Below are 25,534 nucleotides of genomic sequence, written 5' to 3'. Positions count from 1 at the left end.
CCATCATGCGCGTTGCTGACTTTACTTTTGAACTCCCGGATTCGCTGATCGCCCGCCACCCTTTGGCCGAGCGTCGCGCCAGCCGACTGTTGACCCTGGACGGGGTCAGCGGTGCCCTTGCACACCGTCAATTCACTGATTTGCTTGAGCATTTACGCCCGGGCGACTTGATGGTCTTCAACAATACCCGGGTGATTCCGGCGCGGCTGTTTGGCCAGAAAGCGTCCGGCGGCAAGCTGGAAATCCTCGTGGAGCGGGTGCTGGACACCCATCGCGTGCTGGCCCATGTGCGCTCCAGCAAGTCGCCCAAGCCGGGTTCGCAGATCCTGATCGATGGCGGTGGCGAAGCCGAGATGGTGGCGCGCCATGATGCGTTGTTCGAGCTCAAGTTTGCCGAAGACGTGTTGCCGCTGCTGGAGCGTGTCGGCCATATGCCGTTGCCTCCTTATATAGACCGCCCCGACGAAGACTCGGACCGCGAGCGCTACCAGACGGTGTACTCCGAGCGCCTCGGCGCCGTAGCCGCGCCGACGGCCGGGCTGCATTTCGACCAGCCGCTGCTGGACTCGATTGCCGCCAAGGGGGTCGAAACCGCCTATGTGACCCTGCACGTGGGGGCCGGGACGTTTCAGCCGGTGCGTGTGGAGAACCTTGAAGATCACCATATGCACAGCGAATGGCTGGAAGTCAGCCAGGCCGTGGTGGATGCAGTCAACGCGTGCAAGGCGCGCGGTGGGCGGGTGGTCGCGGTGGGCACCACCAGCGTGCGTTCCCTGGAGAGTGCCGCGCGTGATGGCGTACTCAAGCCGTTCAGTGGCGACACCGATATCTTTATCTACCCGGGCCGACCGTTTCATGTGGTCGATGCCCTGGTGACCAATTTTCATTTGCCGGAGTCCACGCTGTTGATGCTGGTGTCGGCCTTCGCAGGGTATCCCGAAGCCATGGCCGCCTATAAAGCCGCCATCGAGCAGGAATACCGTTTTTTCAGCTACGGTGATGCGATGTTTATCACCCGTAATCCGGCGCCGCGCGGCCCAGAGGAACAACTATGAGTCGTATGTCGTTTGAATTATTGGCCACTGACGGCAAAGCCCGGCGCGGGCGCCTGACCTTCCCCCGCGGCACCGTGGAGACCCCGGCGTTCATGCCGGTCGGCACCTACGGCACGGTCAAGGGCATGCTGCCGCGCGACATTGTGGCCACCGGCGCCGAGATCATCCTCGGCAACACCTTCCACCTGTGGCTGCGCCCGGGCACCGAAGTGATCAAGAAGCATGGCGACCTGCATGACTTCATGAAGTGGCAAGGCCCGATCCTCACCGACTCTGGTGGTTTCCAGGTGTTCAGCCTGGGTGCCATGCGCAAGATCAAGGAGGAGGGCGTGACCTTCGCCTCGCCGGTGGACGGTTCCAAGGTGTTCATGGGCCCGGAAGAGTCAATGCAGGTCCAGCGTGACCTGGGCTCCGATATCGTGATGATTTTTGACGAGTGCACGCCGTACCCGGCCGATGAAGACGTGGCGCGGATCTCCATGGAGCTGTCGTTGCGCTGGGCCCAGCGCTCGAAGAATGCCCATGGCGACAACACCGCGGCACTGTTCGGTATTGTCCAGGGCGGTATGCATGAAAGCCTGCGCAAGCGCTCGCTGGAAGGCCTGGACAAGATCGGCTTCGATGGCCTGGCCATTGGCGGGTTGTCGGTGGGCGAGCCCAAGCACGAGATGATCAAGGTGCTGGACTACTTGCCGGGGTTGATGCCTTCTGACAAACCTCGTTACCTTATGGGCGTTGGCAAACCAGAAGATCTCGTAGAGGGTGTGCGCCGCGGTGTGGACATGTTCGATTGCGTGATGCCAACCCGTAATGCCCGCAATGGGCATCTGTTCATTGATACAGGCGTGCTGAAGATCCGTAACGCGTTCCATCGCCATGATGATTCGCCGCTGGATCCCACCTGTGATTGCTACACCTGCCAGAACTTCTCCCGTGCTTATCTGCACCATCTGGACAAATGCGGGGAAATGCTGGGTAGCATGTTGAATACCATCCACAATTTGCGTCACTACCAAGTCCTGATGGCTGGTTTGCGCGAGGCTATTCAACAGGGTACATTGGCCGCCTTTGTCGATGCCTTCTATGCCAAGCGCGGGCTGCCCGTGCCGCCCTTGGACTGAGTTTCCCGACCCTAAGATTCACTATTTGCAACTGGAGTGCTAAATGACCTTTTTTATCTCTAACGCTATGGCTGACGCCGCTGCACCGGCCGCTGCCGGTCCTATGGGCGGTGGTTTCGAGTGGATTTTCCTGGTCGGCTTCCTGGTCATCTTCTACCTGATGATCTGGCGCCCACAGGCCAAGCGCGCCAAAGAGCAGAAAAACCTGCTGGGCAGCCTGCAAAAAGGCGACGAAGTGGTCACCACCGGCGGTATCGCTGGCAAGATCACCAAGGTTTCCGATGCTTTCGTGGTACTGGAAGTCTCCGACACCGTTGAAATGAAGTTCCAGAAGGGCGCCATCGCCGCCACGCTGCCAAAAGGCACGCTCAAAGCGATCTGAGTAACAACTTTTACCAATCGACGGGGCGCGCAAGGCGCCCCGCGTCATAAGCGGGCGGCGTGATGCTGAACAAATACCCTCTGTGGAAATACGTACTGATCCTGGCGGTGCTGGCGATCGGCTTTATTTATTCCGCTCCCAATCTTTATCCAGATGACCCGGCGATCCAGATCAGCGGCGCTAGCACGTCGTTGCAAGTGACCGATGCCGATCTGGAGCGTGCGAGCAAGGCGCTCACCGAAGCCGGTTTGACGGTCAAGGCTTCCAGCCTGACGGCCAACGGCAAGGGCGGCCTGTTGCGCCTGGCCAAGCAAGAAGACCAGTTGCCAGCCAAGGATGTTGTGCGCAAGGTGTTGGGTGATGACTATGTGGTCGCACTGAACCTGGCACAAACCACCCCGCAATGGCTGCGCAGCCTCGGCGCGCACCCGATGAAGCTGGGCCTGGACTTGTCCGGTGGTGTGCACTTCCTGCTGGAAGTGGACATGGACAAAGCCCTCGACGCACGTATGAAAGTCTACGAAGGCGATGTGAAGAGCCTGTTGCGCAAAGAGCGCCTGCGTTATCGCAGCCTGCCGCAGCTCAACGGTGCCATCCAGCTGGGCTTTGCTGACGAAGCCACCCGTGAACAGGCCCGCGCCCTGGTTCGCAAGAGCTTTACCGATTTCGACATTGTGCCCGCCGACCTCAATGGTCAGCCGGTGCTGCGTCTGGCGATGACCCCGGCCAAGCTGGCGGAAATCCGTGAATACTCCATCAAGCAGAACTTGACCACGGTACGTAACCGCGTCAACGAGCTGGGTGTGGCCGAGCCGCTGGTCCAGCGCCAGGGCGCCAACCGCATCGTGGTTGAGCTGCCAGGCGTGCAGGACACCGCTGAAGCCAAGCGCATCCTGGGCAAGACCGCCAACCTTGAGTTCCGCCTGGCCGCCGAGCCGGGGGCTTCCCGTGCGACGACCGAGGAGTTTGAGTTCCGTGAAGGCAACCGTCCTCCAGCGTTGATCGAGCGTGGCTTGATCATCACGGGCGATCAGGTAACTGATGCCAAGGCGGGTTTTGACTCGCAACAGGGTTCTCCCGAAGTGAACATCCGTCTGGATGGTCACGGCGGCGAACTGATGAACCGCGCCACCCGCAGCAACGTCGGTCGCAGCATGGCGGTGATCTTCATCGAGCAGCGCCCGGTGACCACCTACGTCAAGCAGATGGTCAACGGCGTCGAGAAAGACGTGCCGGTGCAGACCTTCAAGGAAGAGAAGAAGATCATCAGCCTGGCGACCATCCAGTCGCCGCTGGGGGCTCAGTTCCGTATCACCGGCCTGAACGGCCAGGGTGAGTCTTCCGAGCTTGCGCTGCTGCTGCGTGCCGGTGGCCTGGCGGCGCCGATGTACTTCGCCGAGGAGCGCACCATCGGTCCGAGCCTGGGTGCAGACAACATCACCAAGGGTATCGATGCTTCCCTGTGGGGCATGCTGTTCGTATCGCTGTTTATCATCGCCATCTACCGCTTCTTCGGCGTGATCGCCACGGTTGCGCTGGCGGTGAACATGGTGCTGTTGCTGGCCCTGATGTCGCTGCTGGGGGCTACACTGACCCTGCCGGGTATCGCCGGTATCGTACTTACCATGGGGATGGCGGTGGACGCCAACGTGCTGATCTTCTCGCGGATTCGTGAAGAGATCGCGGCGGGCATGAGCGTACAGCGGGCAATCAACGAAGGTTTCGGCCGGGCATTTACTGCGATTCTCGACTCCAACCTGACCACTTTGCTGGTCGGCGGGATTCTCTTTGCCATGGGCACCGGCCCGGTCAAGGGTTTTGCGGTGACCATGTCCCTCGGTATCTTTACCTCGATGTTCACGGCCATCATGGTGACCCGCGCAATGGTCAACCTGATCTTTGGCGGGCGTGACTTCAAGAAGTTGTGGATTTAAGGGGCTGCCATGTTACGTACAATCAACTTCATGGGCGTTCGCAACATTGCGTTCGGCGTCACTGTGCTCCTTACCGTCCTGGCGTTGTTCAGCTGGTTCCATAAGGGCCTGAACTACGGTCTGGATTTCACCGGTGGTACGCTCATCGAGCTGACCTACGAGAAGCCGGCTGACGTCACCAAGGTGCGTGCCCAACTGAACGCAGCCGGTTATAACGAGGCGGTCGTGCAGAGCTTTGGTGCGACCACCGACCTGCTGGTGCGTATGCCCGGCGAAGACCCGCAACTGGGTCATCAGGTGGCCGAGGCCTTGCTCAAGGTCGGTGGCGATAACCCGGCGGCGGTCAAGCGCGTCGAGTTCGTTGGCCCGCAGGTCGGCGAAGAGCTGCGCGACCAGGGCGGCCTCGGCATGCTGATGGCGCTGGCCGGCATCATGATCTACCTGGCATTCCGCTTTCAGTGGAAGTTCGGCGTCGGTGCGATTGTCTCGCTGATCCACGACGTGATCGTGACGGTAGGTATCCTGTCGTACTTCCAGATTACCTTCGACCTGACGGTATTGGCGGCAGTGCTGGCGATCATTGGTTACTCCCTCAACGACACCATCGTGGTATTCGACCGGGTTCGCGAGAACTTCCGGGTACTGCGCAAGGCGACGTTGATCGAGAACATCAATATCTCCACCACCCAGACCCTGTTGCGCACCATGGCGACCTCGATCTCCACCTTGCTGGCGATTGCCGCGCTGATGATCTTCGGTGGCGACAACCTGTGGGGCTTCTCCCTGGCGCTGTTTATCGGCGTTCTGGCGGGGACCTACTCGTCGATCTATATCGCCAACGTGGTGCTGATCTGGCTGAACCTCAACAGCGAGGATCTGATCCCGCCTGTGGCGACAGACAAGGAGGTCGACGACCGCCCTTGATGGGTGTTTGTTGATCGGCTGTGACAAAGAAGGCGCGAGTATTGAACTCGCGCCTTTTTTATTGCTCCAAGGCTGGGTATAGCGCGGACGTTTCAGTCCGCTTGTGATGGTCAGGAGGTTCACGTGAACAAGTCGTTACTGGTTGGTGCGGTATTGGGTGCTGTCGGTGTGACTGCCGGGGGTGCTGTCGCCACCTACAGCCTGGTAAAAAGCGGCCCTGAGTATGCGCAAGTGCTGGCAGTGCAGCCGGTCAAGACCCAGATCAAAACCCCCCGTGAGGTCTGCAAGGACGTCACCGTGACCCGGCAGCGTCCGGTGCAGGATCAGCATCAAATCGCCGGCACGGTAGTCGGCGCCCTGGCAGGCGGCCTGCTCGGCAACCAGATCGGCGGCGGTACAGGCAAGAAGATTGCCACCGTAGCCGGCGCAGTCGGTGGTGGTTATGCCGGTAACAAGGTTCAGGAAGGCATGCAGAACCGTGATACCTACACCACCACCCAGACGCGCTGTAATACCGTCAACGACATCAGCGACAAGGTTGTTGGTTATGACGTGCGTTACAACCTGGATGGCAAGGAAGGATCGGTGCGCATGGAGCGTGATCCGGGTAGCCAGATCCCAGTGGATAAAGAAGGGCGTTTGATCTTGGGCCAAAATCAACAGTAATCCCAAGCCTGGCGCAGCTCAAAATGTGGGAGCGGGCTTGCCCGCGATGGCGGTGGATCCGTCAGATGTATCTAACCTGGCCCTCGGCTATCGCGGGCAAGCCCGCTCCCACAGTTGATTTGTGTTGTCGCTGGAATCGAGGCATGCCCAAATCCCGGGCATAAAAAAAGGTTCTTCACGGATTGCCGGGAAAGACGCTCTTGATCTTCATGAAAAAGAATTCGCTGTCCCGGTAACCGTACGCCATTCGTTTGATGACCTTTATTCGATTGTTTATTCCTTCCAACTGACCAGTGTGCATTGGCCAGCGTACCCGGCTCACGATGCCCCGCCAGTAGCCCTTTAGTCGCTTTGCGAACTGGATCAGTGCGGGTATTTCGCTTTCTTGAGCGTGACGCAGCCACTGCTTCCAGGCTGATCTCCAGTCCCAGGCATCGCTCGGCGCCCAGAGCATTTTGAGCTCGGCCTTCATCAAGTAGACCGTCATTAACGATTGGTTAGCGGCCAGCAGATCCTGTAAATGAACCTGCTGTTCCGGCTTTTTCAGGTTCTCCGGGTTACGCAATAGCAACCATCGCGCTTGCTTTATGATCTTTCGAGCGGGCTTGTCATGGCGCAATCGGTTCGCCTCGTCAACGCGAACACGATCAATCACTTCTCGGCCATATTTGGCGACCACATGGAAAAGGTCATAAATCACCCGTGCTTTTGGGCAGTGTTGGCGAACCTCCAGGTCATAAGCCGTGTTCATGTCCATCGCTACCGCTTCAATTCGGGCGCACCCTTCTGGCCCCAGCTCTTCGAAAAACGGTCTGACTGCCGCTCGGCTACGGCCTTCGCCGATCCAAAGCACTCGCCGAGTATCAGCGTCCAACACCACGCTGGCGTAGCGATGACCTTTGAATAACGCGAACTCGTCCATTATCAGGCGCCGTGGCTGGGCCTTGGGTAAGGCACTCAACGCCGCTTGCAGAGCGCGCCGCTCCAGCAACCGAACGGTGTCCCAGTGCAGCCCGAACATTTGCGCAACATGCAGTGTAGGAAGGCGTTCGCAGGCTTGAATAACGGCCTCTGCCAGCCGGCGCGTCATGCGGGCATAGCGATCCAGCCAACTGACGACCTCCATGCGCTTGCCACAATCACGGCAACTAACACGCCTGAGCTGCACGTTGAGGCGGACTGCGCGACCGAGAATCGGCAAGTCACGCACGACTCGATCGCAGTACTCATGAGTTGTTGAACAGAGCTTTTGGCAGCCACCACAGGTGGGAAATCGCGCGGCCTGGGGGATCAGATCGATTTGAAGGGCATCGCCGTCAGGTTTGATCGCAACGACAGAAAAGCCCTCCCAAAAAGGAAGGAAAGTATTAATATCGCGCATAAGAACGCCGGTTTTTTAGATGTGTTTGCTCGCACGAACATCATTCATCAAATCGGCGTTCTTGTTTCTGTGTTTCCCGGGATTCCGTGAAGAACCTAAAAAAAGCACCCCTCGGGGTGCTTTTTTGTGCTCGCTCGCTTAACGCTTCAGCGAAGCCGGCAGGTGCGGCTGGATCGCCGTCAGGACTGCCTTGAAGCATTTGGTGTTGCCTGCAACCACGTGACCCTTCTCCAGGAAGTCGTGACCGCCGGTGAAGTCGCTCACCAGGCCGCCGGCTTCTTGAATCAGCAGGGCGCCTGCGGCCATGTCCCACTCGGACAGGCCCGACTCCCAGAACGCATCAAAACGACCAGCGGCCACATACGCCAGGTCCAGGCTGGCGGCACCGGCGCGGCGGATGCCGGCGGTCTGGCCAACCAGGGCGCGGAACATGCCCAGGTAGTTTTCCAGGTTATCCATCTGGTCGTCACGGAACGGGAAGCCGGTGCCCAGCAGGGCGCCGTCCAGGCTGGTGCGGCCGCTGACGCGCAGGCGGCGACCGTTCAGCTGGGCGCCACGGCCACGGCTGGCGGTGAATTCTTCCTGGCGAACCGGGTCCAGGACCACGGCGTGTTCCAGGCGACCACGGTATTTGCAGGCAATGCTCACGGCAAAGTGCGGGATGCCGCGCAGGAAGTTGGTGGTGCCATCCAGTGGGTCGATGATCCACAGGTAGTCTTCGCCTTCGCCGCTGCCTTTGTGCAGGCCGGTTTCTTCGCCGAGGATGCCGTGGGTAGGGTAGGCCTTGCGCAGAGCGTCGATGATTTTCTGTTCGGCGGCGCGATCCACCTCGGATACATAATCCTTGGCGTCTTTTTCGTCGACCTTGATGGTATCCAGGCGCTCGATGGAGCGGAAGATCAATTCACTGGCGCTGCGGGCGGCGCGCAGCGCGATATTCAGCATGGGCTGCATGGATGTGTCACCTAAGGTTGTTAAAGAAAGCCGAGCATTCTAGCAGAAACTTTCTTCAGGTGAAGGATGGCGTTCGCTTTCATGGCATAACCTTAGGCTGTTCTGTAAGATTTGCTCCCCTTTCCCGTGTCCGCGAGCGCCTCCCTTGCTGCAAAACATTCGTGTCGTCCTCGTTAATACCAGTCACCCCGGCAATATCGGCGGGGTGGCGCGGGCCATGAAAAACATGGGGCTGACGCGCCTGGTGCTGGTGGAACCGCGCGTGTTCCCGCACCACGAAGCCGATGCGCGCGCCTCTGGCGCCAATGACATCCTGGAAAAAGCCCAGGTCGTCGCCACTCTGGAAGACGCTCTGGTGGGCTGCAACCTGGTGCTCGGCACCAGCGCCCGCGACCGGCGCATCCCCTGGCCGCTGCTCGATCCCCGTGAATGTGGAGCCAAAGTGGTCGAAGAGGCGGCCGGCGGCGCTGAAATCGCCCTGGTGTTTGGCCGTGAAGACTCCGGCCTGACCAATGACGAGTTGCAGCGCTGTCATTTTCACGTGCATATCCCATCCGACCCCGAATTCAGCTCGCTGAACCTCGGGGCGGCGGTGCAGGTGCTGAGCTATGAAGTACGCATGGCCTGGCTGGCAGCGCAAGGCCAGCCGAGCAAGATGGAGAAGGACGAGGTCGCGTCCACCAAAAGTGGCGAGTTGGCCACGATGGATGAGTTGGAGCGGTTCTATGAGCACCTGGAGCAAACCCTGGTCGCCATCGAGTTCCTTGACCCGGAAAAACCACGGCACTTGATGGCGCGCCTGCGAAGGCTTTACGGGCGCAGCTCGGTCAGTCGGGCAGAGATGAATATATTGCGTGGCATCCTCACGGAAACCCAGAAAGCGGCCCGTGGCGAGCTTCTTGAGCGGAAGGATTAAAAATGTTCGAGCGTTTGCGAGAAGATATCCAAAGCGTTTTCCACCGTGACCCGGCGGCGCGCAACGCCTTTGAAGTGCTGACCTGCTACCCGGGCATGCACGCGATCTGGATTCACCGCCTGTCCGGCGCCTTGTGGGGCATGGGCTGGAAATGGCTGGCGCGCCTGGTGTCGAACTTTGGTCGCTGGCTGACCGGGATCGAGATTCATCCGGGGGCCAAGGTCGGTCGTCGCTTCTTTATCGATCACGGCATGGGCATCGTGATTGGCGAAACCGCCGAAATTGGCGATGACGTGACCCTCTATCAGGGGGTGACGCTGGGCGGCACCACCTGGAACAAGGGCAAGCGCCATCCGACCCTTGAAGATGGCGTGGTAGTCGGCGCCGGTGCCAAGGTTTTGGGGCCGTTCACCGTCGGTGCGGGGGCCAAGGTCGGCTCCAATGCCGTGGTCACCAAGGCGGTGCCGCCGGGTGCAACTGTAGTGGGTATCCCTGGACGCATCATCGTCAAGCCGCAAGTCAGCGATGAGCAGGAGGCCAAGCGCAAGGCCATGGCCGAGAAAATCGGCTTTGATGCCTATGGCGTCAGCGAAGACATGCCGGACCCGGTGGCCCGCGCCATCGGCCAGTTGCTCGACCACCTGCAGGCGGTGGATGGCAAGCTGGATGGCATGTGTGGCGCGCTGAAGGATCTGGGTAGCCCTTATTGTGCGACGGATCTGCCTGAGTTGCGCGAAGAAGACTTTGCCGAGATCAAGGACGAAAGCGCCACCACCAAGGCTGGCTAGATTTTAAGGCCGAGAAAATCCCCTGTGGGAGCTGGCTTGCCTGCGATAGCGGTCTGCCAGTCACCCCTTGGGCTGCTGATCCGCCGTCATCGCAGGCAAGCCAGCTCCCACATTTGACCTCCATTGGTCTTGAGGTTGAGCTCCGGCCCTGTTCTTGCTGTTCGATCCCACCCCATCCTGCTATGATTCGCGCGCCCTTTTTACGGGTATTCCTGACTAAAGTACTAGGTCTTATAGTTGACTTAAATACTCGGGAATCGCATACTTGCTCCCATTCTGAAACACCTTGGTACTTGTCCATGAGACTGACTACAAAAGGCCGATATGCGGTGACCGCCATGCTCGACCTGGCCTTGCACGCGCAAAACGGGCCGGTGTCCCTGGCCGATATCTCCGAGCGCCAAGGCATTTCCCTGTCTTACCTTGAGCAACTGTTCGCCAAATTACGCCGCAGCAACCTGGTTTCCAGTGTGCGTGGCCCAGGCGGTGGTTATCAGTTGTCCCGTGACATGCAGGGCATCCAGGTCGCCCAGCTGATCGACGCGGTCAATGAATCCGTCGATGCCACCAAGTGCCAGGGCCTGGGTGATTGCCATGCCGGCGACACCTGCCTGACGCACCACTTGTGGTGTGACCTGAGCCTGCAGATCCATGAGTTTTTGAGTGGTATCAGCTTGGCTGATCTTGTGACTCGCCGTGAGGTGCAGGAAGTAGCCCAGCGTCAGGACCAGCGCCGATGCAATACCAAGGTGCCGCGTCTGGACAAGATTGAAGCGTCCGCCGTCGAGTGACAGCCGAAGAGCTAACGGCACGCCAGCCAGCCTGATTTAGGAGAAAGTCCATGAAATTGCCGATTTACCTTGATTACTCAGCGACCACCCCGGTTGATCCGCGTGTCGCGCAAAAGATGAGCGAATGCCTGCTGGTTGACGGAAACTTCGGCAACCCGGCTTCCCGTTCCCACGTTTTCGGCTGGAAAGCCGAGGAGTCGGTGGAGAATGCTCGTCGCCAGGTCGCCGACCTGGTCAATGCCGACCCGCGTGAAATCGTCTGGACCTCCGGTGCCACCGAGTCCGACAACCTGGCAATCAAGGGCGCCGCGCATTTCTACGCGACCAAGGGCAAGCACCTGATCACCACCAAGATCGAGCACAAGGCTGTCCTCGACACCATGCGCCAACTGGAGCGTGAAGGTTTCGAGGTCACTTACCTTGAGCCCACCACCGACGGTATCGTCACCCCGGCCATGATCGAAGCGGCGATGCGTGAAGACACCATCCTGGTTTCCGTGATCCACGTGAACAACGAAATCGGCACCATCAACGACATCGCCGCCATCGGCGAGCTGACCCGCTCCAAAGGCGTGTTGCTGCATGTCGATGCTGCCCAGTCCACCGGCAAGGTCGAGATCGACCTGTCCAAGCTGAAAGTCGACCTGATGTCGTTCTCGGCCCACAAGACCTACGGCCCCAAAGGCATTGGCGCGCTGTACGTCAGCCGCAAGCCGCGCGTGCGCATCGAAGCCACCATGCACGGCGGCGGTCACGAGCGCGGCATGCGTTCGGGCACCCTGGCGACCCACCAGATCGTTGGCATGGGCGAAGCCTTCCGCGTAGCTAAGGAAGACATGGCTGCCGAAAACGTGCGCATCAAGGCCCTCAGCGATCGTTTCTACAAGCAGGTCGAGAACCTTGAAGAGCTGTACATCAACGGCAGCATGACCGCCCGTGTACCGCACAACCTGAATTTGAGCTTCAACTACGTCGAAGGCGAGTCGCTGATCATGGCGCTCAAGGACCTGGCGGTTTCGTCCGGTTCGGCCTGCACCTCGGCCTCCCTTGAGCCGTCCTACGTCCTGCGCGCCCTGGGCCGCAACGACGAGTTGGCGCACAGCTCGATCCGCTTTACGTTCGGCCGTTTCACCACCGAAGAAGAAGTCGACTACGCAGCGCAGAAAGTCTGCGAAGCGGTCACCAAGCTGCGCACCCTGTCGCCGCTGTGGGATATGTACAAAGACGGTGTCGATATTTCCAAGATCGAGTGGGCGGCACACTAACTATAGAAGCCGCCACCCAAGCTCTGTAGGAACGTGGCGGAAAACGCAGGCGTTTCTACAGGGTTCCAGAGCGGCCCTGATGAGTGAGGATTCAGTACCATGGCTTACAGCGAAAAGGTCATCGACCACTACGAAAACCCGCGCAACGTCGGCAAGATGGACGCGCAAGATCCTGATGTGGGCACCGGCATGGTCGGCGCCCCGGCGTGCGGCGACGTTATGCGCCTGCAGATCAAGGTCAACGACGCTGGCGTTATCGAAGATGCCAAGTTCAAGACCTACGGCTGCGGTTCAGCCATCGCCTCCAGTTCCCTGGCGACCGAATGGATGAAAGGCAAGACCCTGGATGAGGCTGTCACTATCAGCAACACCCAGTTGGCCGAAGAACTGGCCCTGCCGCCGGTGAAAATTCACTGCTCGGTACTCGCAGAAGACGCCATCAAGGCGGCCGTTCGCGACTACAAGCAGAAGAAAGGCTTGATCTAAGCATTTGGCGACGAGTAAGGAGTCAACGATGGCTATCAGCATGACAGAAGCGGCTGCGCGGCACGTGCGACGCTCCCTGGATGGGCGCGGTAAAGGTGAGGGGATTCGTCTGGGTGTGCGCACCACGGGCTGTTCCGGCCTTGCCTATGTGCTGGAGTTCGTCGACGAGGTGGTTGCGGAAGATCAGGTGTTTGAAAGTCACGGCGAGAAAGTGATCATCGACCCGAAAAGCCTGACCTACCTGGACGGCACCGAGCTCGATTTCGTCAAGGAAGGGTTGAACGAAGGCTTCAAGTTCAACAACCCCAACGTACGCGGTGAATGTGGCTGCGGCGAAAGCTTCAACATCTGAGGCTATTTGTGGGTACTCCTTGTCATTTCGCTTTATTCGAGCTGCAGCCGAGCTTTCGCCTGGACCTCGATCAGCTTGCCACGCGCTACCGTGAACTGGCGCGTGGGGTGCATCCAGATCGCTTTGCCGACGCTTCCGAGCGTGAGCAACGCCTGGCGCTGGAGCAGTCAGCCAGCCTCAACGAAGCCTATCAGACGCTCAAAAGCCCTCCCAAGCGCGCGCGTTACCTGCTCGCCATGGGCGGTCGCGAGTTGCCGATGGAAGTCACGGTCCATGACCCTGATTTCCTGATGCAGCAGATGCAGTGGCGCGAAGAGCTCGAAGACTTGCAGGACGAGGCCGATCTGGCTGGCGTCGCGGTCTTCAAGCGGCGTCTGAAAGTGGCCCAGGATGAACTCAACGAAAGCTTCGCGGCCTGTTGGGACGATGCAGCGCAACGCGAGCAGGCCGAACGCCTGATGCGGCGCATGCAGTTCCTCGACAAGCTCACTTACGAAGTGCGCCAGTTAGAAGAGCGCCTCGACGATTAACCCAGTGCTGCACAGATTGCACGCCTGATAGACAGATAAGACCTGATTACCATGGCTCTACTGCAGATCGCCGAACCCGGCCAAAGTCCACAACCGCACCAGCGTCGCCTGGCGGTTGGCATCGACTTGGGTACTACCAATTCACTGGTCGCCGCACTGCGCAGCGGTCTCTCCGAGCCGTTGCCTGATGCTGATGGCCAGGTCATCCTGCCGTCCGCCGTGCGTTATCACGCCGATCGTACCGAAGTGGGCGAGTCCGCCCGCCTGGCGGCGTCTGCCGATCCGCTCAATACCGTGCTGTCGGTCAAGCGCTTGATGGGTCGTGGGTTGTCCGACGTCAAGCAATTGGGCGACCAGCTGCCGTACCGCTTTGTCGGCGGCGAATCCCATATGCCGTTCATCGATACCGTGCAGGGGCCGAAAAGCCCGGTGGAGGTGTCGGCCGATATCCTCAAGGTGCTGCGCCAGCGTGCAGAAACCACCTTGGGCGGTGAATTGGTTGGCGCGGTAATCACTGTTCCTGCCTATTTCGACGATGCTCAGCGCCAAGCCACCAAGGATGCAGCGAAACTCGCTGGCCTCAATGTGTTGCGCCTGCTCAACGAGCCGACCGCGGCCGCCGTGGCATACGGCCTGGACCAGCACGCTGAAGGCCTGGTTGCGATTTACGACCTGGGCGGCGGCACCTTTGATATTTCGATCCTGCGCCTGACCGGCGGTGTGTTTGAAGTGCTGGCCACCGGTGGCGACAGTGCCCTGGGCGGTGATGACTTCGACCATGCCATTGCTGGCTGGATGATCACCCGTGCCGGTTTGTCTGCCGACCTCGACCCGGGCGCGCAGCGTAAGCTGCTGCAAACCGCCTGCGCCGCCAAGGAAGCGCTGACTGACGCTGCATCTGTTGAAGTTTCCTACGGCTCCTGGTCGGCCCAACTGACCCGGGAAGCCTTCGATGCCCTGATCGAGCCGATGGTGGCCCGCAGCCTGAAAGCGTGCCGTCGCGCCGTGCGTGATTCCGGCATTGAGCTGGAAGATGTCGGTGCGGTGGTCATGGTTGGCGGTTCGACCCGTGTGCCACGGGTGCGCGAAGCTGTGGCCGAGGCCTTTGGTCGCCAGCCCTTGACCGAAATCGATCCAGATCAAGTGGTGGCCATCGGGGCTGCGATCCAGGCCGATACCCTGGCTGGCAACAAGCGCGACGGCGGCGAGCTGTTGCTGCTCGACGTGATTCCGTTGTCCCTGGGCCTGGAAACCATGGGTGGCCTGATGGAAAAGGTGATTCCGCGCAACACCACCATTCCCGTCGCCCGCGCCCAGGACTTCACCACGTATAAAGATGGCCAGACGGCCATGATGATTCATGTGCTGCAGGGCGAGCGTGAGCTGATCAGCGACTGCCGCTCCCTGGCACGCTTTGAATTGCGCGGTATCCCGGCCATGGTGGCGGGTGCGGCGAAGATCCGCGTGACCTTCCAGGTCGATGCCGACGGCCTGCTCAGCGTGGCAGCACGCGAGCTGGGCTCGGGCGTTGAGGCGAGCATTCAGGTCAAGCCGTCCTACGGCCTGACTGACGGTGAAATCGCCAAGATGCTTAAGGATTCGTTCCAGTATGCCAGTGACGACAAGGTCGCCCGCGTATTGCGTGAGCAGCAAGTCGATGCCCAGCGCCTGCTTGAGGCGGTGCAGGGCGCCCTTGAGGCCGACGGCGAGCGCCTGCTGGACGCTGAAGAACGCCTGGTCATCGACCTGCAGATGCAGGAGCTGGCCCAATTGATGAAAGGCACCGATGGCTATGCCATCGAACAACAGACCAAGCGCCTTTCACACGTAACCGATGCCTTTGCCGCCCGTCGTATGAACCAGACGGTAAAAGCCGCCCTGGCGGGACGCAACCTGAATGAAATTGAGGAATAACTGATGCCACGGGTCATTTTTCTGCCACACGCCGAGCATTGCCCGGACGGTATGGTCGTGGAGGCTGAGACCGGCAAGTCCCTTCTCGACGTCGCCCATGACAACCACATCGAGATCGAAAGTGCCTGTGGTGGCGTCAATGCCTGTACCACCTGTCACTGCATTATCCGCGAAGGTTTCAACAGTCTCAAAGAGGCCGATGAACTGGAAGAGGACTATCTTGATCGGGCGTGGGGCCTGGAGCCCACATCTCGCCTGAGCTGTCAGGCCAAAGTTGGAACCGAAGACCTCACCGTCGAAATTCCGAAGTATTCGCTCAACCATGCGGCCGAAGCGCCGCACTGATTCAAGGAAGTGTCATGAGTCTTAAATGGGTTGATGTGTTGGAAATTGCGATCCAATTGGCTGAAACCAAGCCAGATGTGGATCCGCGCTATGTGCGCTTTGTCGATCTCCATAACTGGGTTGTAGCGTTGCCGGAATTCGATGACGATCATAGTCGTGGTGGCGAGAAGGTGCTTGAGGCCATTCAGGCCGCCTGGATCGAAGAAGCAGACTGAGTCCTTTTTACGCAGTTAGGCAATACCCAAGAACCCGCGTATAATTCGCGGGTTTAATTTTTCGCAAATTACCGTTTCTGGAGTTACACCATGGCTGTTCAACGTACTTTCTCCATCATCAAGCCTGACGCTGTTGCAAAAAACGTCATCGGCGAGATCACCACTCGTTTCGAAAAAGCCGGCCTGAAGGTTGTAGCTTCGAAACTCAAGCAACTGTCCAAGGCTGAAGCTGAAGGCTTCTACGCTGAGCACAGCGCTCGTGGCTTTTTCGGCGACCTGGTTGCCTTCATGATCTCCGGTCCTGTTGTTGTACAGGTTCTGGAAGGCGAAAACGCTATCGCTCTGAACCGTGAGCTGATGGGCGCTACCAACCCTAAAGAAGCAGCTGCCGGCACCATCCGTGCTGACTTCGCTGACTCCATCGACGCCAACGCTGTACACGGTTCGGACTCCGAAGCCGCTGCTGCTCGCGAAATCTCGTACTTCTTCGCAGCTACTGAAGTAACCACTCGCTAAGCATTGGCTTAAAGAGTGAAGGTGAATCCATGACTACATCGACTGTAAAAACCAACCTGCTGGGTCTGACTCAACAGGAAATGGAAAAATTCTTCGACTCAATCGGGGAGAAGCGTTTCCGTGCCGGTCAGGTAATGAAGTGGATTCACCACTTTGGCGTCGACGATTTCGACGCCATGACGAACGTCAGCAAGGCCCTGCGCGACAAGCTCAAGGCGATTGCCGAGGTTCGTGGTCCCGAGGTTGTCAGCGAGGACATCTCCAGCGACGGCACCCGTAAGTGGGTGGTGCGCGTGGCGTCCGGCAGTTGCGTCGAGACCGTCTACATTCCCCAGGGCAAACGCGGCACCTTGTGCGTTTCGTCCCAGGCAGGCTGTGCCCTGGACTGCAGTTTCTGCTCCACCGGCAAGCAAGGCTTCAATAGCAACCTCACCGCCGCCGAAGTCATCGGCCAGGTGTGGATTGCCAACAAATCCTTTGGCAGCGTCCCGGCAACCGTCGACCGTGCCATCACCAACGTGGTGATGATGGGCATGGGTGAGCCGCTGCTGAACTTCGACAACGTGGTTGCGGCCATGCACCTGATGATGGACGACCTGGGCTACGGCATCTCCAAGCGCCGTGTGACCCTGTCGACCTCCGGCGTGGTGCCGATGATCGACGAGCTGTCCAAGCACATCGATGTCTCCCTGGCGTTGTCGCTGCACGCACCCAATGACGCATTGCGTAACCAATTGGTGCCGATCAACAAGAAGTATCCGCTTAAGATGCTCCTCGAATCTTGCCAGCGCTATATGTCGTCCCTGGGCGAAAAACGCGTGCTGACCATCGAGTACACCTTGCTCAAAGACATCAACGACAAGGTTGAGCACGCAGTCGAGATGATCGAGTTGCTCAAGAATACCCCGTGCAAGATCAACCTGATTCCGTTCAACCCGTTTCCCCATTCTGGCTACGAGCGGCCGAGCAACAACGCCATCCGTCGTTTCCAGGATCAACTGCACCAGGCAGGTTTCAATGTCACGGTCCGCACCACCCGTGGTGAAGACATCGACGCCGCTTGTGGCCAATTGGTAGGACAGGTGCTGGATCGCACCCGTCGTAGCGAGCGTTATATCGCCGTGCGCGAATTGAGCGCCGACAGCGATCTGGCGCAGAACGCCGCGACACGAACCTGAGAGAGGAACTCTATGCCCCTGCGCCTTGCGCTGCTGTTGCTTGTTGCCAGCCTGTCGGTTGGCTGTGTTTCATCGGGCTCTGATAGCCCGTTGCAAACCGGCAAGGGCCGTGACGAAGCGCGTGCTGCCTATGTGCAGCTGGGGCTGGGTTACCTGCGCCAGGGTTTGAGCGAGCAGGCCAAGGTGCCGCTGCAAAAGGCCCTGGCCCTCGATGGCCAGGATGCCGACGCCAATGCGGGGCTGGCCCTGGTGTTCCAGGCCCAGGCCGAGCCCGAGCTGGCCGACCAGTATTACCAGAAGGCCCTGGCGGTTCGCCCCCATGACCCGCGCCTGCTCAACAACTACGGCAGCTTCTTGTTCCAGCAGGAGCGTTATAAGCAAGCATCCGCTTATTTCCAGCAAGCAGCCACTGATACCCTATATCCTGAACGTTCGCGGGTTTTCGAGAACCTGGGAGTGACGTCCGTGCGCCTCGGCCAGCGTGAAGACGCCCGCCGGCAGCTGGAAAAGGCCCTGCACCTGAACCAGCGCCAGCCACGGGCCTTGCTCGAAATGGCCCAGTTGTCGTTTGAAGACAGGCATTATGTGCCGGCACGTGACTATTACGAGCGTTTTAGCCTGCTCAGTGGGCAAAATGCACGTAGTCTATTGCTGGGTGTGCGCCTGGCCACGGTTCATGAAGAACGCGACAAGGCCGCACGTTTTGGCCAGCAATTAGAACGACTCTATCCCGGTACGCCGGAATATCAGCAATACCTGTCGGAGCAATGATGAAAGCCGCGCACCCGGAAGTTGTAGCCGCTAATCGCGTAAACCCAGGCGAGACCTTGCGTCAGGCCCGCGAAAGCAATGGTTGGTCGCTGGAAGACGTGGCCCTCAAGCTCAATTTGACCACCTCTTCCCTGGGCAACCTGGAAAATGGCGCGTTCGACAAATTGCCAGGGCATACCTTCGCCCGTGGCTATATCCGTGCCTATGCCAAGCTGCTGGGCATCGACCAGGCCATCCTGGTCCAGCAATTCGACCAGTTCACCGGCACCGACTCCCAGGGCAGCAACGTACACGGTCTTGGCCGTATTGAAGAACCTGTGCGGGTTTCCCACACTATTTTGCGAATTGTCAGCCTGCTGCTGCTGATTGCAGTGATCGGTGGTGGTTTTATCTGGTGGCAGGACCAGACCTCGCTGCGCAGCAAGGACCTGATCAGCAACGCCCTGGAGCACGTCGAAGTCGAAAGCGCCGACGGCACCACCCAGATTCATCCCCTGGACGAGCCGGAAGACCAGGCCGTCGCCCAGGGCCAGGCCGCTCCCGAAACCCCTCTTGACCTGCAGGCGGGCCAGCCGCCGGCCGAGGCCGGCAGTGAAGCGGCGCCTGCCGCCGTAGCGCCGGCGCCAGCCGCACCCGTAACCCAGGCGCCGGTCACTGCGGCCCAGGTGCCTGTCATACCGGCTCCGGTCGCGCCAGCCGCGCCAACGGTTGCCGCCCCTGCCGCCCAGGTGCCTGCTGGTGTGGCGGGCGATGGTCGCCTCCTGATTACCTATGTTGCTGACTGCTGGACACAAGTCACCGACGGCAATGGCAAGGTCCTGTTCAGTGCTTTGAAGCGTAAGGGAGATACGCTTGAGCAGGTCGGCAAGCCTCCTTTGACGCTGCGTCTGGGCTTTGCCCGTGGCGCGCAAGTGGCCTACAACGGCCAGCCTGTAGACGTGGCGCCCTTCACCAGTGGCGAGACTGCTCGCCTGAAATTGGGACAATAGTCATGCACGGCGAATCTCCAATCAAACGTCGCGTATCGCGCAAAATCTGGGTCGGCTCCGTACCGGTGGGTGGCGATGCCCCCATCGCAGTGCAGAGCATGACCAACAGCGACACCAATGACGTAGCGGCCACCGTGGCCCAGATCAACCGCCTGGAAGCCGCAGGCGTCGATATCGTGCGGGTTTCCGTGCCGGATATGGACGCTGCCGAGGCCTTCGGTCGCATCAAGCAACTGGTCAAGGTGCCACTGGTCGCCGATATTCACTTCGACTACAAGATCGCGTTGCGCGTGGCCGAACTGGGTGTCGACTGCCTGCGGATCAACCCGGGCAACATCGGTCGCGAAGACCGGGTGCGTGCCGTGGTCGACGCTGCCCGTGATCGCGGGATCCCGATCCGCATCGGGGTCAACGCCGGTTCCCTGGAAAAAGACCTGCAAAAGAAATACGGCGAGCCCACCCCGGCCGCCCTGGTCGAGTCGGCACTGCGCCATGTCGAGCACCTTGAACGCCTGAATTTCCAGGACTTCAAGGTCAGCGTAAAGGCCTCCGACGTGTTCATGGCGGTAGAAGCCTACCGCCTGCTGGCCAAGGAAATCGTGCAGCCGTTGCACCTGGGCATCACCGAAGCCGGTGGTTTGCGCTCAGGCACAGTGAAATCTGCGGTGGGTCTCGGTATGCTGCTGGCCGACGGGATTGGCGATACCATTCGCATCTCCCTGGCGGCGGACCCGGTAGAGGAAGTGAAAGTCGGCTACGACATTCTCAAATCCCTGCATCTACGTTCCCGTGGCATCAATTTTATTGCCTGCCCGAGTTGCTCGCGGCAGAACTTCGACGTGGTGAAAACCATGAACGAGTTGGAAGTACGCCTGGAAGACCTGCTGGTGCCGCTGGATGTCGCGGTGATCGGTTGCGTGGTCAACGGGCCGGGTGAGGCCAAGGAGGCCCATGTGGGCCTGACCGGCGGTACCCCGAACCTGATTTACATCGACGGCAAGCCGTCGCAAAAATTGACGAATGATAATCTGGTGGATCAGTTGGAACGGCTGATCCGCGAGAAAGCGGCCGAGAAGGTCGCCTCTGACGCAGCGCTGATCGCTCGCGGCTGATCGAATGAATTTAAGGATTTGATGTGAGCAAGTCTCTGCAAGCCATTCGTGGCATGAACGACATCCTGCCCGAACAGACGCCCCTGTGGCGCTATTTCGAGAGCACGGTCGCGCGCCTGTTGGATAACTACGGTTACAAGCAGATCCGCATGCCAATCGTCGAGTTCACCGAGCTGTTCAAGCGCTCCATTGGTGAAGTGACCGACATCGTCGAAAAAGAGATGTACACCTTTGAAGACCGCAACGGCGACTCCCTGACCCTGCGCCCGGAAGGCACCGCTGCGTGCGTGCGCGCCGTGCTCGAACATGGCATCACCGGTGGTGGCCAGACCCAGAAGCTGTGGTACATCGGCCCGATGTTCCGCCACGAGCGTCCACAAAAAGGCCGTTATCGCCAGTTCCACCAGATCGGTTGCGAAGTCTTCAACCTCGATGGCCCGGACATCGATGCCGAGCTGATCGTGCTGACCTGGCGCCTGTGGGGCCAATTGGGCATCCGCGACGCGGTCAAGCTCGAGCTCAACAGCCTGGGCACCAGTGAATCCCGTGGTCGCTACCGTGAAGCCCTGGTCGAGTACCTGTCCGCCCACCTGGACAAGCTCGATGAAGACAGCCAGCGTCGCCTGAAGACCAACCCGTTGCGCGTCCTGGATACCAAGAACGCTGACACCCAGGCGGTGCTGGTCGATGCGCCGAAAATGGCTGACTATCTGGACGACGAATCCCGCACGCACTTCGAGGGCCTCAAGGCTCGTCTGGACGCGGCCGGGATTCCTTACGTGATCAACCCCAAGTTGGTGCGCGGCCTCGATTACTACAGCAAGACCGTGTTCGAGTGGGTCACCGACAAGCTCGGCGCCCAGGGCACCGTGTGTGCCGGTGGCCGTTACGATGGCCTGGTCGAGCAGATGGGCGGCAAGCCGACCACCGGCGTGGGTTTTGCCATGGGCATCGAGCGCCTGATCCTGCTGCTGGAAACCCTGGAGCAGATCCCTGAAGAAATTTCCCGTCAGGTGGATGTGTACCTGTGCGCCTTTGGCGAGGCGGCCGAACTGGCAGGCCTGGCCTTGAGCGAACAGTTGCGCGACCAACTGCCGAGCCTGCGCCTGCAAGTCAATGCCGGCGCGGGCAGCTTCAAGAGCCAATTCAAGAAAGCCGACAAGAGCGGTGCGTTGTACGCGCTGATCCTGGGCGACGATGAACTGGCCCAGCAAGTGGTAAGTGTCAAACCCCTGCGTGGCCAGGGCGAACAACAAAGCATTGCCTTTGATGCGCTTGCTGCGCACTTGGCCACCTGCATCGTGCAGGGTTGAAGCTGTCAAACAGCCGAATTTAGCGATTAAGGAGTATTGGGGTGTCGAGTACTGAAGATGATCAACTGGCCGAGTTCAAAGACTGGTGGCAGCGTAACGGCAAACCCCTGGTAACTGGCGGCCTGCTAGCGCTGGTGGTGGTGTTCGGTTGGCAGGCGTTCCAGAAGTATCAGGGCAATCAGTCGCAAGGCGCCTCGATGCTCTATCAGCAACTGCTGGAAACCACGCTGACGCCCACTGGCAAGCCTGACCCTGCCCAAGTGGCGGACCTGGCCGGCAAGCTGAAAAACGAATTTGGCGGTAGCACCTACGCCCAATACGGCAGCCTGTTCGTCGCGAAAGTCGCGGTCGATACCGGCAAGCTGGATGACGCAGCCTCCGAGCTCAAAGCCATCGCCGACAAGCCGAGCAACCCGACCCTGGGTGAAATCGCGCGTCAGCGCCTGGCCCAGGTCCTGGCCGCACAGAACAAGGCCGACGAAGCACTGAAACTGCTCGACGGCGATGCTGACAAGGCATTTGTAGCCACTCGCGAAGAGCTCAAGGGCGACCTGCTGGTCCAATTGGGTCGTACCGACGAAGCCAATGCTGCGTACCAAAAAGCCAAGGCTGCGCTGTCTGATGAAGCAGCGGTCGGTGGCTTACAAATCAAGCTGGACGACTTGGCCAAAGGGGATGCGTGACGTGATCCGTTGGAAACATGCAGCATTGCTGGCTCTGGCCGTTTTGGCCGCGGGTTGCAGCAGCAACAGCAAAAAAGAACTGCCTCCGGCCGAGCTGACCAGCTTCAAGGAAGAAGTGGTCCTGCAAAAGCAGTGGAGCCGCTCCATCGGTGACGGCCAGGGCGACACCTACAACATGTTGGTACCGGCAATCGACGGTGACAACATTGTGGCCGCTGACGTGACGGGCGTGGTGATCTCCATGGATCGCATGAACGGCGACGTCAAGTGGAAGAAAGACCTCGAACTGCCGGTTTCCGGTGCCGTCGGCGTGGGTTACGGCATGGTGATGATCGGCACGCTCAAAGGCGAAGTCGTGGCCCTGGATTCGGGCAGCGGTGAAGAGAAATGGCGCGCTCGCGTGACCAGTGAAGTTCTCGCACCGCCTGCCACCAACGGCGATATCGTCGTGGTACAGACCCAGGATGACCGTGTCATCGGCCTCGACGCCAGCACCGGTGAGCAGCGCTGGCTGTACGACAGCACCCCTGCGGTGCTGACGTTGCGCGGTACCAGTGGTCCGGTTGTGACCAATAACCTGGCACTGGCAGGTCTGTCGACCGGTAAAGTGGTCGCCCTGGATACCCAGAACGGCGTGCCGGCCTGGGAATCGCGGGTCGCCATTCCACAAGGTCGTTCCGAGCTGGACCGGGTCGTGGACATCGATGGCGGCTTGCTGCTGTCGGGTGAAACCCTGTACGTCGCCACTTACCAGGGCCGTGTCGCGGCGCTGGACCTGCAAAGCGGTCGCGTCCTCTGGCAGCGTGATGCTTCCAGCTACGCCGGTGTTGCCCAGGGTTTTGGCAGCGTCTACGTGAGCCTGGCATCCGGCACCGTTGAAAGTGTCGACGAGCGTTCCACCACTGCCCTGTGGAGCAATGACTCGCTGGCTCGCCGTCAACTGTCGGCGCCAGAAGTGTTCTCCAGCTATGTAGCGGTAGGCGACCTGGAAGGTTACCTGCACCTGCTGAGCCAGGTGGATGGTCGCTTTGTCGGCCGTGAACGTATCGACAGCGACGGCCTGCGCGCGCGTCCGCTGGTAGTAGGCAACATGCTTTATGTGTTTGGTAACAGCGGCAAGCTGGAAGCCCTGACCATCAAGTAAGAACTATGCTTGGGGTAACCCCCCAGGCGGCCCTGCTTCGGCAGGGCATGCGGCACCTTCGGGTGTTGCCCCGAGCACCAGCCGCTGCCTTGCAGCGGCTTTTGTATTTTCTGAAATAACGCAGTGGAGAGCCGCATGGTTCCCGTAATCGCCCTGGTGGGCCGACCTAACGTCGGCAAGTCCACCTTGTTCAACCGCCTGACCAGGACTCGCGACGCCATCGTCGGCGACTTGTCCGGTCTGACCCGTGATCGCCAATACGGTGAGGCAAAGTGGCAAGGGCGCTCCTACATTATTGTCGACACCGGTGGTATCTCCGGTGACGAGCATGGCATGGACGAAAAGATGGCCGAGCAGTCGCTGCTGGCCATCGAAGAAGCTGATGTTGTGTTGTTCCTGGTGGACGCCCGCGCCGGCTATACCGCTGCCGACCAGATGATCGGCGAGCACCTGCGCAAGCGTAACAAGCGCTCCTATTTGATCGCCAACAAGATCGACAACATCGACCCTGAGGCGGCCCGTGCCGAATTCAGCCCGATGGGCCTGGGGGACGCGATTCCGGTCGCCGGTGCCCACGGTCGCGGCATCACCCAGATGCTGGAAATCGCCCTGCGCGACTTCCCCAAGGATGACGCCGACGAAGTTGAAGGCGAAGAGGAGATCGTCGCCGAAGGCGAGGAAGCCAAGCGCATTCCTGGCCCGAGTGAAAAAGACGGGATCAAGATCGCCATCATCGGCCGCCCGAACGTGGGCAAGTCGACCCTGGTCAACCGCATGCTCGGTGAAGACCGGGTAATCGTCTACGACCAGCCTGGCACCACCCGCGACAGCATCTACATCCCGTTCGAGCGTAACGACGAGAAGTACACGCTGATCGACACCGCCGGTGTGCGCAAGCGCGGCAAGATCCACGAGGAAGTCGAAAAGTTCTCGGTGGTCAAGACCCTGCAGGCGATCAAAGACGCCAACGTCGTGATCTTCGTCATGGACGCCCGCGAAGGCGTGGTCGACCACGACCTCAACCTGCTGGGCTTTGCCCTGGAGGCCGGTCGGGCACTGGTGATCGCGATCAACAAGTGGGACGGCATGACCCCGAGCGAGCGTGACTTCGTCAAGGTCGAGCTGCAACGTCGGTTGTTCTTCGTCGACTTCGCCGATATCCACTTTATCTCGGCGTTGCACGGCACTGGCGTGGGCAACCTCTACGCCTCGGTGCAGAACTCGTTCAAGTCCGCGGTTACCCGCTGGCCGACCAACCGCCTGACCCAGATCCTCGAAGACGCGGTGGGCGAACACGCGCCACCGATGGTCAATAACCGCCGGATCAAGCTGCGTTACGCCCACTTGGGGGGTGCCAACCCGCCGATTATCGTGATCCACGGTAACCAGATCGAGAAGGTGCCCAAGTCCTACGTGCGTTACCTGGAAAACACCTACCGCCGCGTCTTGAAGCTGGTCGGCACGCCGATCCGCATCGAGTTCAAAGGTGGCGAGAACCCGTACGAAGGTAACAAGAACAGCCTGACTGACCGCCAAGTGAACAAGAAACGTCGCTTGATGAGCCACAACAAGAAGGCTGACAAAAAGCGTAAAGACCGCCGCTGATAGTGGAGCGCGCTTGTGTGGGAGCGGGCTTGCCCGCGATAGCGACAGGTCAGACACCGATGTGCTGACTGACCCACCGTCATCCCAGGCAAGCCAGCTCTTATGTAAGTTAGGCGTTACCCAAGAAGGGGCTCTGAACGAGCCCTTTTTTGTGCCTCACGATTGACCCTTCGGCGCTTGCAGCTTACAACTTGTAACTCACCG

The 25,534-nt window shown here is 59.7% G+C and carries 27 protein-coding genes; 25 read left to right on the top strand and 2 right to left on the bottom strand.

Annotation, left to right across the window (positions count from 1 at the left end):
• The first annotated feature begins 5 nt into the window (after nucleotides 1–5).
• The 6 genes from queA (at nucleotide 6) to BLL38_RS23400 (ending at nucleotide 6,082) form a co-directional block, all read left to right on the top strand.
• On the top strand, nucleotides 6–1,055 hold the full coding sequence (gene queA / locus BLL38_RS23425) for a tRNA preQ1(34) S-adenosylmethionine ribosyltransferase-isomerase QueA (protein ID WP_076964514.1): 1,050 nt from the start codon (nucleotides 6–8) through the stop codon (nucleotides 1,053–1,055).
• Nucleotides 1,056–1,060: 5 nt separating this feature from the next.
• Entirely contained in the window at nucleotides 1,061–2,176 is a 1,116-nt protein-coding gene (tgt, locus tag BLL38_RS23420) for a tRNA guanosine(34) transglycosylase Tgt (protein ID WP_032858353.1), read from the top strand.
• Between the two features lie 43 nt (nucleotides 2,177–2,219).
• A complete protein-coding gene (gene yajC, locus BLL38_RS23415) occupies nucleotides 2,220–2,558 on the top strand; it encodes a preprotein translocase subunit YajC (RefSeq protein WP_076964513.1) in 339 nt (112 codons plus the stop codon).
• A gap of 62 nt (nucleotides 2,559–2,620) precedes the next feature.
• Complete coding sequence (gene secD, locus BLL38_RS23410) at nucleotides 2,621–4,492, top strand: protein translocase subunit SecD (protein WP_076964512.1); 1,872 nt, start codon at nucleotides 2,621–2,623, stop codon at nucleotides 4,490–4,492.
• Nucleotides 4,493–4,501: 9 nt separating this feature from the next.
• Nucleotides 4,502–5,416, top strand: coding sequence for a protein translocase subunit SecF (gene secF, locus BLL38_RS23405; RefSeq protein WP_076964511.1), 915 nt, complete (start codon nucleotides 4,502–4,504; stop codon nucleotides 5,414–5,416).
• Nucleotides 5,417–5,539: 123 nt separating this feature from the next.
• Nucleotides 5,540–6,082, top strand: coding sequence for a glycine zipper 2TM domain-containing protein (locus BLL38_RS23400; protein ID WP_029298576.1), 543 nt, complete (start codon nucleotides 5,540–5,542; stop codon nucleotides 6,080–6,082).
• Nucleotides 6,083–6,257: 175 nt separating this feature from the next.
• Here BLL38_RS23400 and BLL38_RS23395 read toward each other — a convergent pair whose 3' ends face one another.
• Complete coding sequence (locus BLL38_RS23395) at nucleotides 6,258–7,463, bottom strand: ISL3 family transposase (RefSeq protein ID WP_076964510.1); 1,206 nt, start codon at nucleotides 7,461–7,463, stop codon at nucleotides 6,258–6,260.
• Between the two features lie 138 nt (nucleotides 7,464–7,601).
• On the bottom strand, nucleotides 7,602–8,417 hold the full coding sequence (suhB, locus tag BLL38_RS23390) for a type III secretion system regulator SuhB (RefSeq protein ID WP_003175971.1): 816 nt from the start codon (nucleotides 8,415–8,417) through the stop codon (nucleotides 7,602–7,604).
• Between the two features lie 145 nt (nucleotides 8,418–8,562).
• Here suhB and trmJ point away from each other — a divergent pair, with 145 nt between their 5' ends.
• The 19 genes from trmJ (at nucleotide 8,563) to der (ending at nucleotide 25,330) form a co-directional block, all read left to right on the top strand.
• Nucleotides 8,563–9,333, top strand: coding sequence for a tRNA (cytosine(32)/uridine(32)-2'-O)-methyltransferase TrmJ (trmJ, locus tag BLL38_RS23385; RefSeq protein ID WP_076964509.1), 771 nt, complete (start codon nucleotides 8,563–8,565; stop codon nucleotides 9,331–9,333).
• A gap of 2 nt (nucleotides 9,334–9,335) precedes the next feature.
• Nucleotides 9,336–10,121 carry a serine O-acetyltransferase gene (gene cysE, locus BLL38_RS23380; protein WP_076964508.1) on the top strand — a complete coding sequence of 262 codons (786 nt, stop codon included), beginning with the start codon at nucleotides 9,336–9,338 and terminating at the stop codon, nucleotides 10,119–10,121.
• 299 nt (nucleotides 10,122–10,420) lie between these two features.
• Nucleotides 10,421–10,912, top strand: a complete 492-nt coding sequence (iscR, locus tag BLL38_RS23375) for a Fe-S cluster assembly transcriptional regulator IscR (RefSeq protein ID WP_076964507.1) — start codon at nucleotides 10,421–10,423, stop codon at nucleotides 10,910–10,912.
• 50 nt (nucleotides 10,913–10,962) lie between these two features.
• On the top strand, nucleotides 10,963–12,177 hold the full coding sequence (locus tag BLL38_RS23370; RefSeq protein WP_076964506.1) for an IscS subfamily cysteine desulfurase: 1,215 nt from the start codon (nucleotides 10,963–10,965) through the stop codon (nucleotides 12,175–12,177).
• Nucleotides 12,178–12,276: 99 nt separating this feature from the next.
• Nucleotides 12,277–12,663: a Fe-S cluster assembly scaffold IscU gene (gene iscU, locus BLL38_RS23365; RefSeq protein ID WP_034100437.1), complete on the top strand. Its 387-nt coding sequence runs from the start codon at nucleotides 12,277–12,279 to the stop codon at nucleotides 12,661–12,663.
• 28 nt (nucleotides 12,664–12,691) lie between these two features.
• Nucleotides 12,692–13,015, top strand: a complete 324-nt coding sequence (iscA, locus tag BLL38_RS23360; protein ID WP_010565230.1) for an iron-sulfur cluster assembly protein IscA — start codon at nucleotides 12,692–12,694, stop codon at nucleotides 13,013–13,015.
• A gap of 8 nt (nucleotides 13,016–13,023) precedes the next feature.
• Entirely contained in the window at nucleotides 13,024–13,545 is a 522-nt protein-coding gene (gene hscB / locus BLL38_RS23355) for a co-chaperone HscB (protein ID WP_076964505.1), read from the top strand.
• Between the two features lie 51 nt (nucleotides 13,546–13,596).
• Nucleotides 13,597–15,459 carry a Fe-S protein assembly chaperone HscA gene (gene hscA, locus BLL38_RS23350; protein WP_076964504.1) on the top strand — a complete coding sequence of 621 codons (1,863 nt, stop codon included), beginning with the start codon at nucleotides 13,597–13,599 and terminating at the stop codon, nucleotides 15,457–15,459.
• Nucleotides 15,460–15,462: 3 nt separating this feature from the next.
• On the top strand, nucleotides 15,463–15,804 hold the full coding sequence (gene fdx, locus BLL38_RS23345; protein WP_076964503.1) for an ISC system 2Fe-2S type ferredoxin: 342 nt from the start codon (nucleotides 15,463–15,465) through the stop codon (nucleotides 15,802–15,804).
• A 14-nt stretch (nucleotides 15,805–15,818) separates the two neighbouring features.
• A complete protein-coding gene (iscX, locus tag BLL38_RS23340) occupies nucleotides 15,819–16,019 on the top strand; it encodes a Fe-S cluster assembly protein IscX (protein WP_076964502.1) in 201 nt (66 codons plus the stop codon).
• Between the two features lie 90 nt (nucleotides 16,020–16,109).
• Entirely contained in the window at nucleotides 16,110–16,535 is a 426-nt protein-coding gene (gene ndk / locus BLL38_RS23335) for a nucleoside-diphosphate kinase (RefSeq protein WP_017846179.1), read from the top strand.
• A 29-nt stretch (nucleotides 16,536–16,564) separates the two neighbouring features.
• Entirely contained in the window at nucleotides 16,565–17,713 is a 1,149-nt protein-coding gene (gene rlmN / locus BLL38_RS23330) for a dual-specificity RNA methyltransferase RlmN (protein ID WP_057437941.1), read from the top strand.
• A gap of 12 nt (nucleotides 17,714–17,725) precedes the next feature.
• The gene (pilW, locus tag BLL38_RS23325) at nucleotides 17,726–18,484 is read left to right on the top strand and encodes a type IV pilus biogenesis/stability protein PilW (RefSeq protein WP_076964501.1); all 759 of its coding nucleotides are present in this window, start codon (nucleotides 17,726–17,728) and stop codon (nucleotides 18,482–18,484) included.
• Nucleotides 18,484–19,473 carry a RodZ domain-containing protein gene (locus BLL38_RS23320; RefSeq protein WP_076964500.1) on the top strand — a complete coding sequence of 330 codons (990 nt, stop codon included), beginning with the start codon at nucleotides 18,484–18,486 and terminating at the stop codon, nucleotides 19,471–19,473. The genes pilW and BLL38_RS23320 overlap by 1 nt, the downstream gene beginning before the upstream one ends.
• 2 nt (nucleotides 19,474–19,475) lie before the next feature.
• On the top strand, nucleotides 19,476–20,585 hold the full coding sequence (gene ispG, locus BLL38_RS23315) for a flavodoxin-dependent (E)-4-hydroxy-3-methylbut-2-enyl-diphosphate synthase (protein WP_057437947.1): 1,110 nt from the start codon (nucleotides 19,476–19,478) through the stop codon (nucleotides 20,583–20,585).
• Between the two features lie 23 nt (nucleotides 20,586–20,608).
• The gene (gene hisS / locus BLL38_RS23310) at nucleotides 20,609–21,898 is read left to right on the top strand and encodes a histidine--tRNA ligase (protein ID WP_029298538.1); all 1,290 of its coding nucleotides are present in this window, start codon (nucleotides 20,609–20,611) and stop codon (nucleotides 21,896–21,898) included.
• Between the two features lie 41 nt (nucleotides 21,899–21,939).
• Entirely contained in the window at nucleotides 21,940–22,581 is a 642-nt protein-coding gene (locus tag BLL38_RS23305) for a YfgM family protein (protein ID WP_057437951.1), read from the top strand.
• Nucleotides 22,574–23,725, top strand: a complete 1,152-nt coding sequence (gene bamB, locus BLL38_RS23300) for an outer membrane protein assembly factor BamB (protein WP_076964499.1) — start codon at nucleotides 22,574–22,576, stop codon at nucleotides 23,723–23,725. Before BLL38_RS23305 ends, bamB begins: the two co-directional genes overlap by 8 nt.
• Nucleotides 23,726–23,860: 135 nt before the next feature.
• Complete coding sequence (gene der, locus BLL38_RS23295; protein ID WP_076964498.1) at nucleotides 23,861–25,330, top strand: ribosome biogenesis GTPase Der; 1,470 nt, start codon at nucleotides 23,861–23,863, stop codon at nucleotides 25,328–25,330.
• Nucleotides 25,331–25,534 lie beyond the last annotated feature (204 nt).

It is taken from the genome of Pseudomonas gessardii (genome assembly GCF_001983165.1).
Lineage (GTDB): Bacteria > Pseudomonadota > Gammaproteobacteria > Pseudomonadales > Pseudomonadaceae > Aquipseudomonas > Aquipseudomonas gessardii.
This window is presented reverse-complemented; position numbering and strand designations above follow the sequence as displayed.

Excerpts from the sequence above, each read along its gene's own strand:
- iscX (WP_076964502.1), top strand. The coding sequence starts at position 15,819 with ATGAGTCTTAAATGGGTTGATGTGTTGGAAATTGCGATCCAATTGGCT.
- ispG (WP_057437947.1), top strand. The coding sequence starts at position 19,476 with ATGCACGGCGAATCTCCAATCAAACGTCGCGTATCGCGCAAAATCTGG.
- secD (WP_076964512.1), top strand. The coding sequence starts at position 2,621 with ATGCTGAACAAATACCCTCTGTGGAAATACGTACTGATCCTGGCGGTG.
- ndk (WP_017846179.1), top strand. The coding sequence starts at position 16,110 with ATGGCTGTTCAACGTACTTTCTCCATCATCAAGCCTGACGCTGTTGCA.
- iscR (WP_076964507.1), top strand. The coding sequence starts at position 10,421 with ATGAGACTGACTACAAAAGGCCGATATGCGGTGACCGCCATGCTCGAC.
- tgt (WP_032858353.1), top strand. The coding sequence starts at position 1,061 with ATGTCGTTTGAATTATTGGCCACTGACGGCAAAGCCCGGCGCGGGCGC.
- iscU (WP_034100437.1), top strand. The coding sequence starts at position 12,277 with ATGGCTTACAGCGAAAAGGTCATCGACCACTACGAAAACCCGCGCAAC.
- bamB (WP_076964499.1), top strand. The coding sequence starts at position 22,574 with ATGCGTGACGTGATCCGTTGGAAACATGCAGCATTGCTGGCTCTGGCC.
- suhB (WP_003175971.1), bottom strand. The coding sequence starts at position 8,417 with ATGCAGCCCATGCTGAATATCGCGCTGCGCGCCGCCCGCAGCGCCAGT.
- cysE (WP_076964508.1), top strand. The coding sequence starts at position 9,336 with ATGTTCGAGCGTTTGCGAGAAGATATCCAAAGCGTTTTCCACCGTGAC.
- secF (WP_076964511.1), top strand. The coding sequence starts at position 4,502 with ATGTTACGTACAATCAACTTCATGGGCGTTCGCAACATTGCGTTCGGC.
- der (WP_076964498.1), top strand. The coding sequence starts at position 23,861 with ATGGTTCCCGTAATCGCCCTGGTGGGCCGACCTAACGTCGGCAAGTCC.
- pilW (WP_076964501.1), top strand. The coding sequence starts at position 17,726 with ATGCCCCTGCGCCTTGCGCTGCTGTTGCTTGTTGCCAGCCTGTCGGTT.
- hscA (WP_076964504.1), top strand. The coding sequence starts at position 13,597 with ATGGCTCTACTGCAGATCGCCGAACCCGGCCAAAGTCCACAACCGCAC.
- BLL38_RS23370 (WP_076964506.1), top strand. The coding sequence starts at position 10,963 with ATGAAATTGCCGATTTACCTTGATTACTCAGCGACCACCCCGGTTGAT.
- rlmN (WP_057437941.1), top strand. The coding sequence starts at position 16,565 with ATGACTACATCGACTGTAAAAACCAACCTGCTGGGTCTGACTCAACAG.
- yajC (WP_076964513.1), top strand. The coding sequence starts at position 2,220 with ATGACCTTTTTTATCTCTAACGCTATGGCTGACGCCGCTGCACCGGCC.
- fdx (WP_076964503.1), top strand. The coding sequence starts at position 15,463 with ATGCCACGGGTCATTTTTCTGCCACACGCCGAGCATTGCCCGGACGGT.
- queA (WP_076964514.1), top strand. The coding sequence starts at position 6 with ATGCGCGTTGCTGACTTTACTTTTGAACTCCCGGATTCGCTGATCGCC.
- BLL38_RS23395 (WP_076964510.1), bottom strand. The coding sequence starts at position 7,463 with ATGCGCGATATTAATACTTTCCTTCCTTTTTGGGAGGGCTTTTCTGTC.
- iscA (WP_010565230.1), top strand. The coding sequence starts at position 12,692 with ATGGCTATCAGCATGACAGAAGCGGCTGCGCGGCACGTGCGACGCTCC.
- BLL38_RS23320 (WP_076964500.1), top strand. The coding sequence starts at position 18,484 with ATGAAAGCCGCGCACCCGGAAGTTGTAGCCGCTAATCGCGTAAACCCA.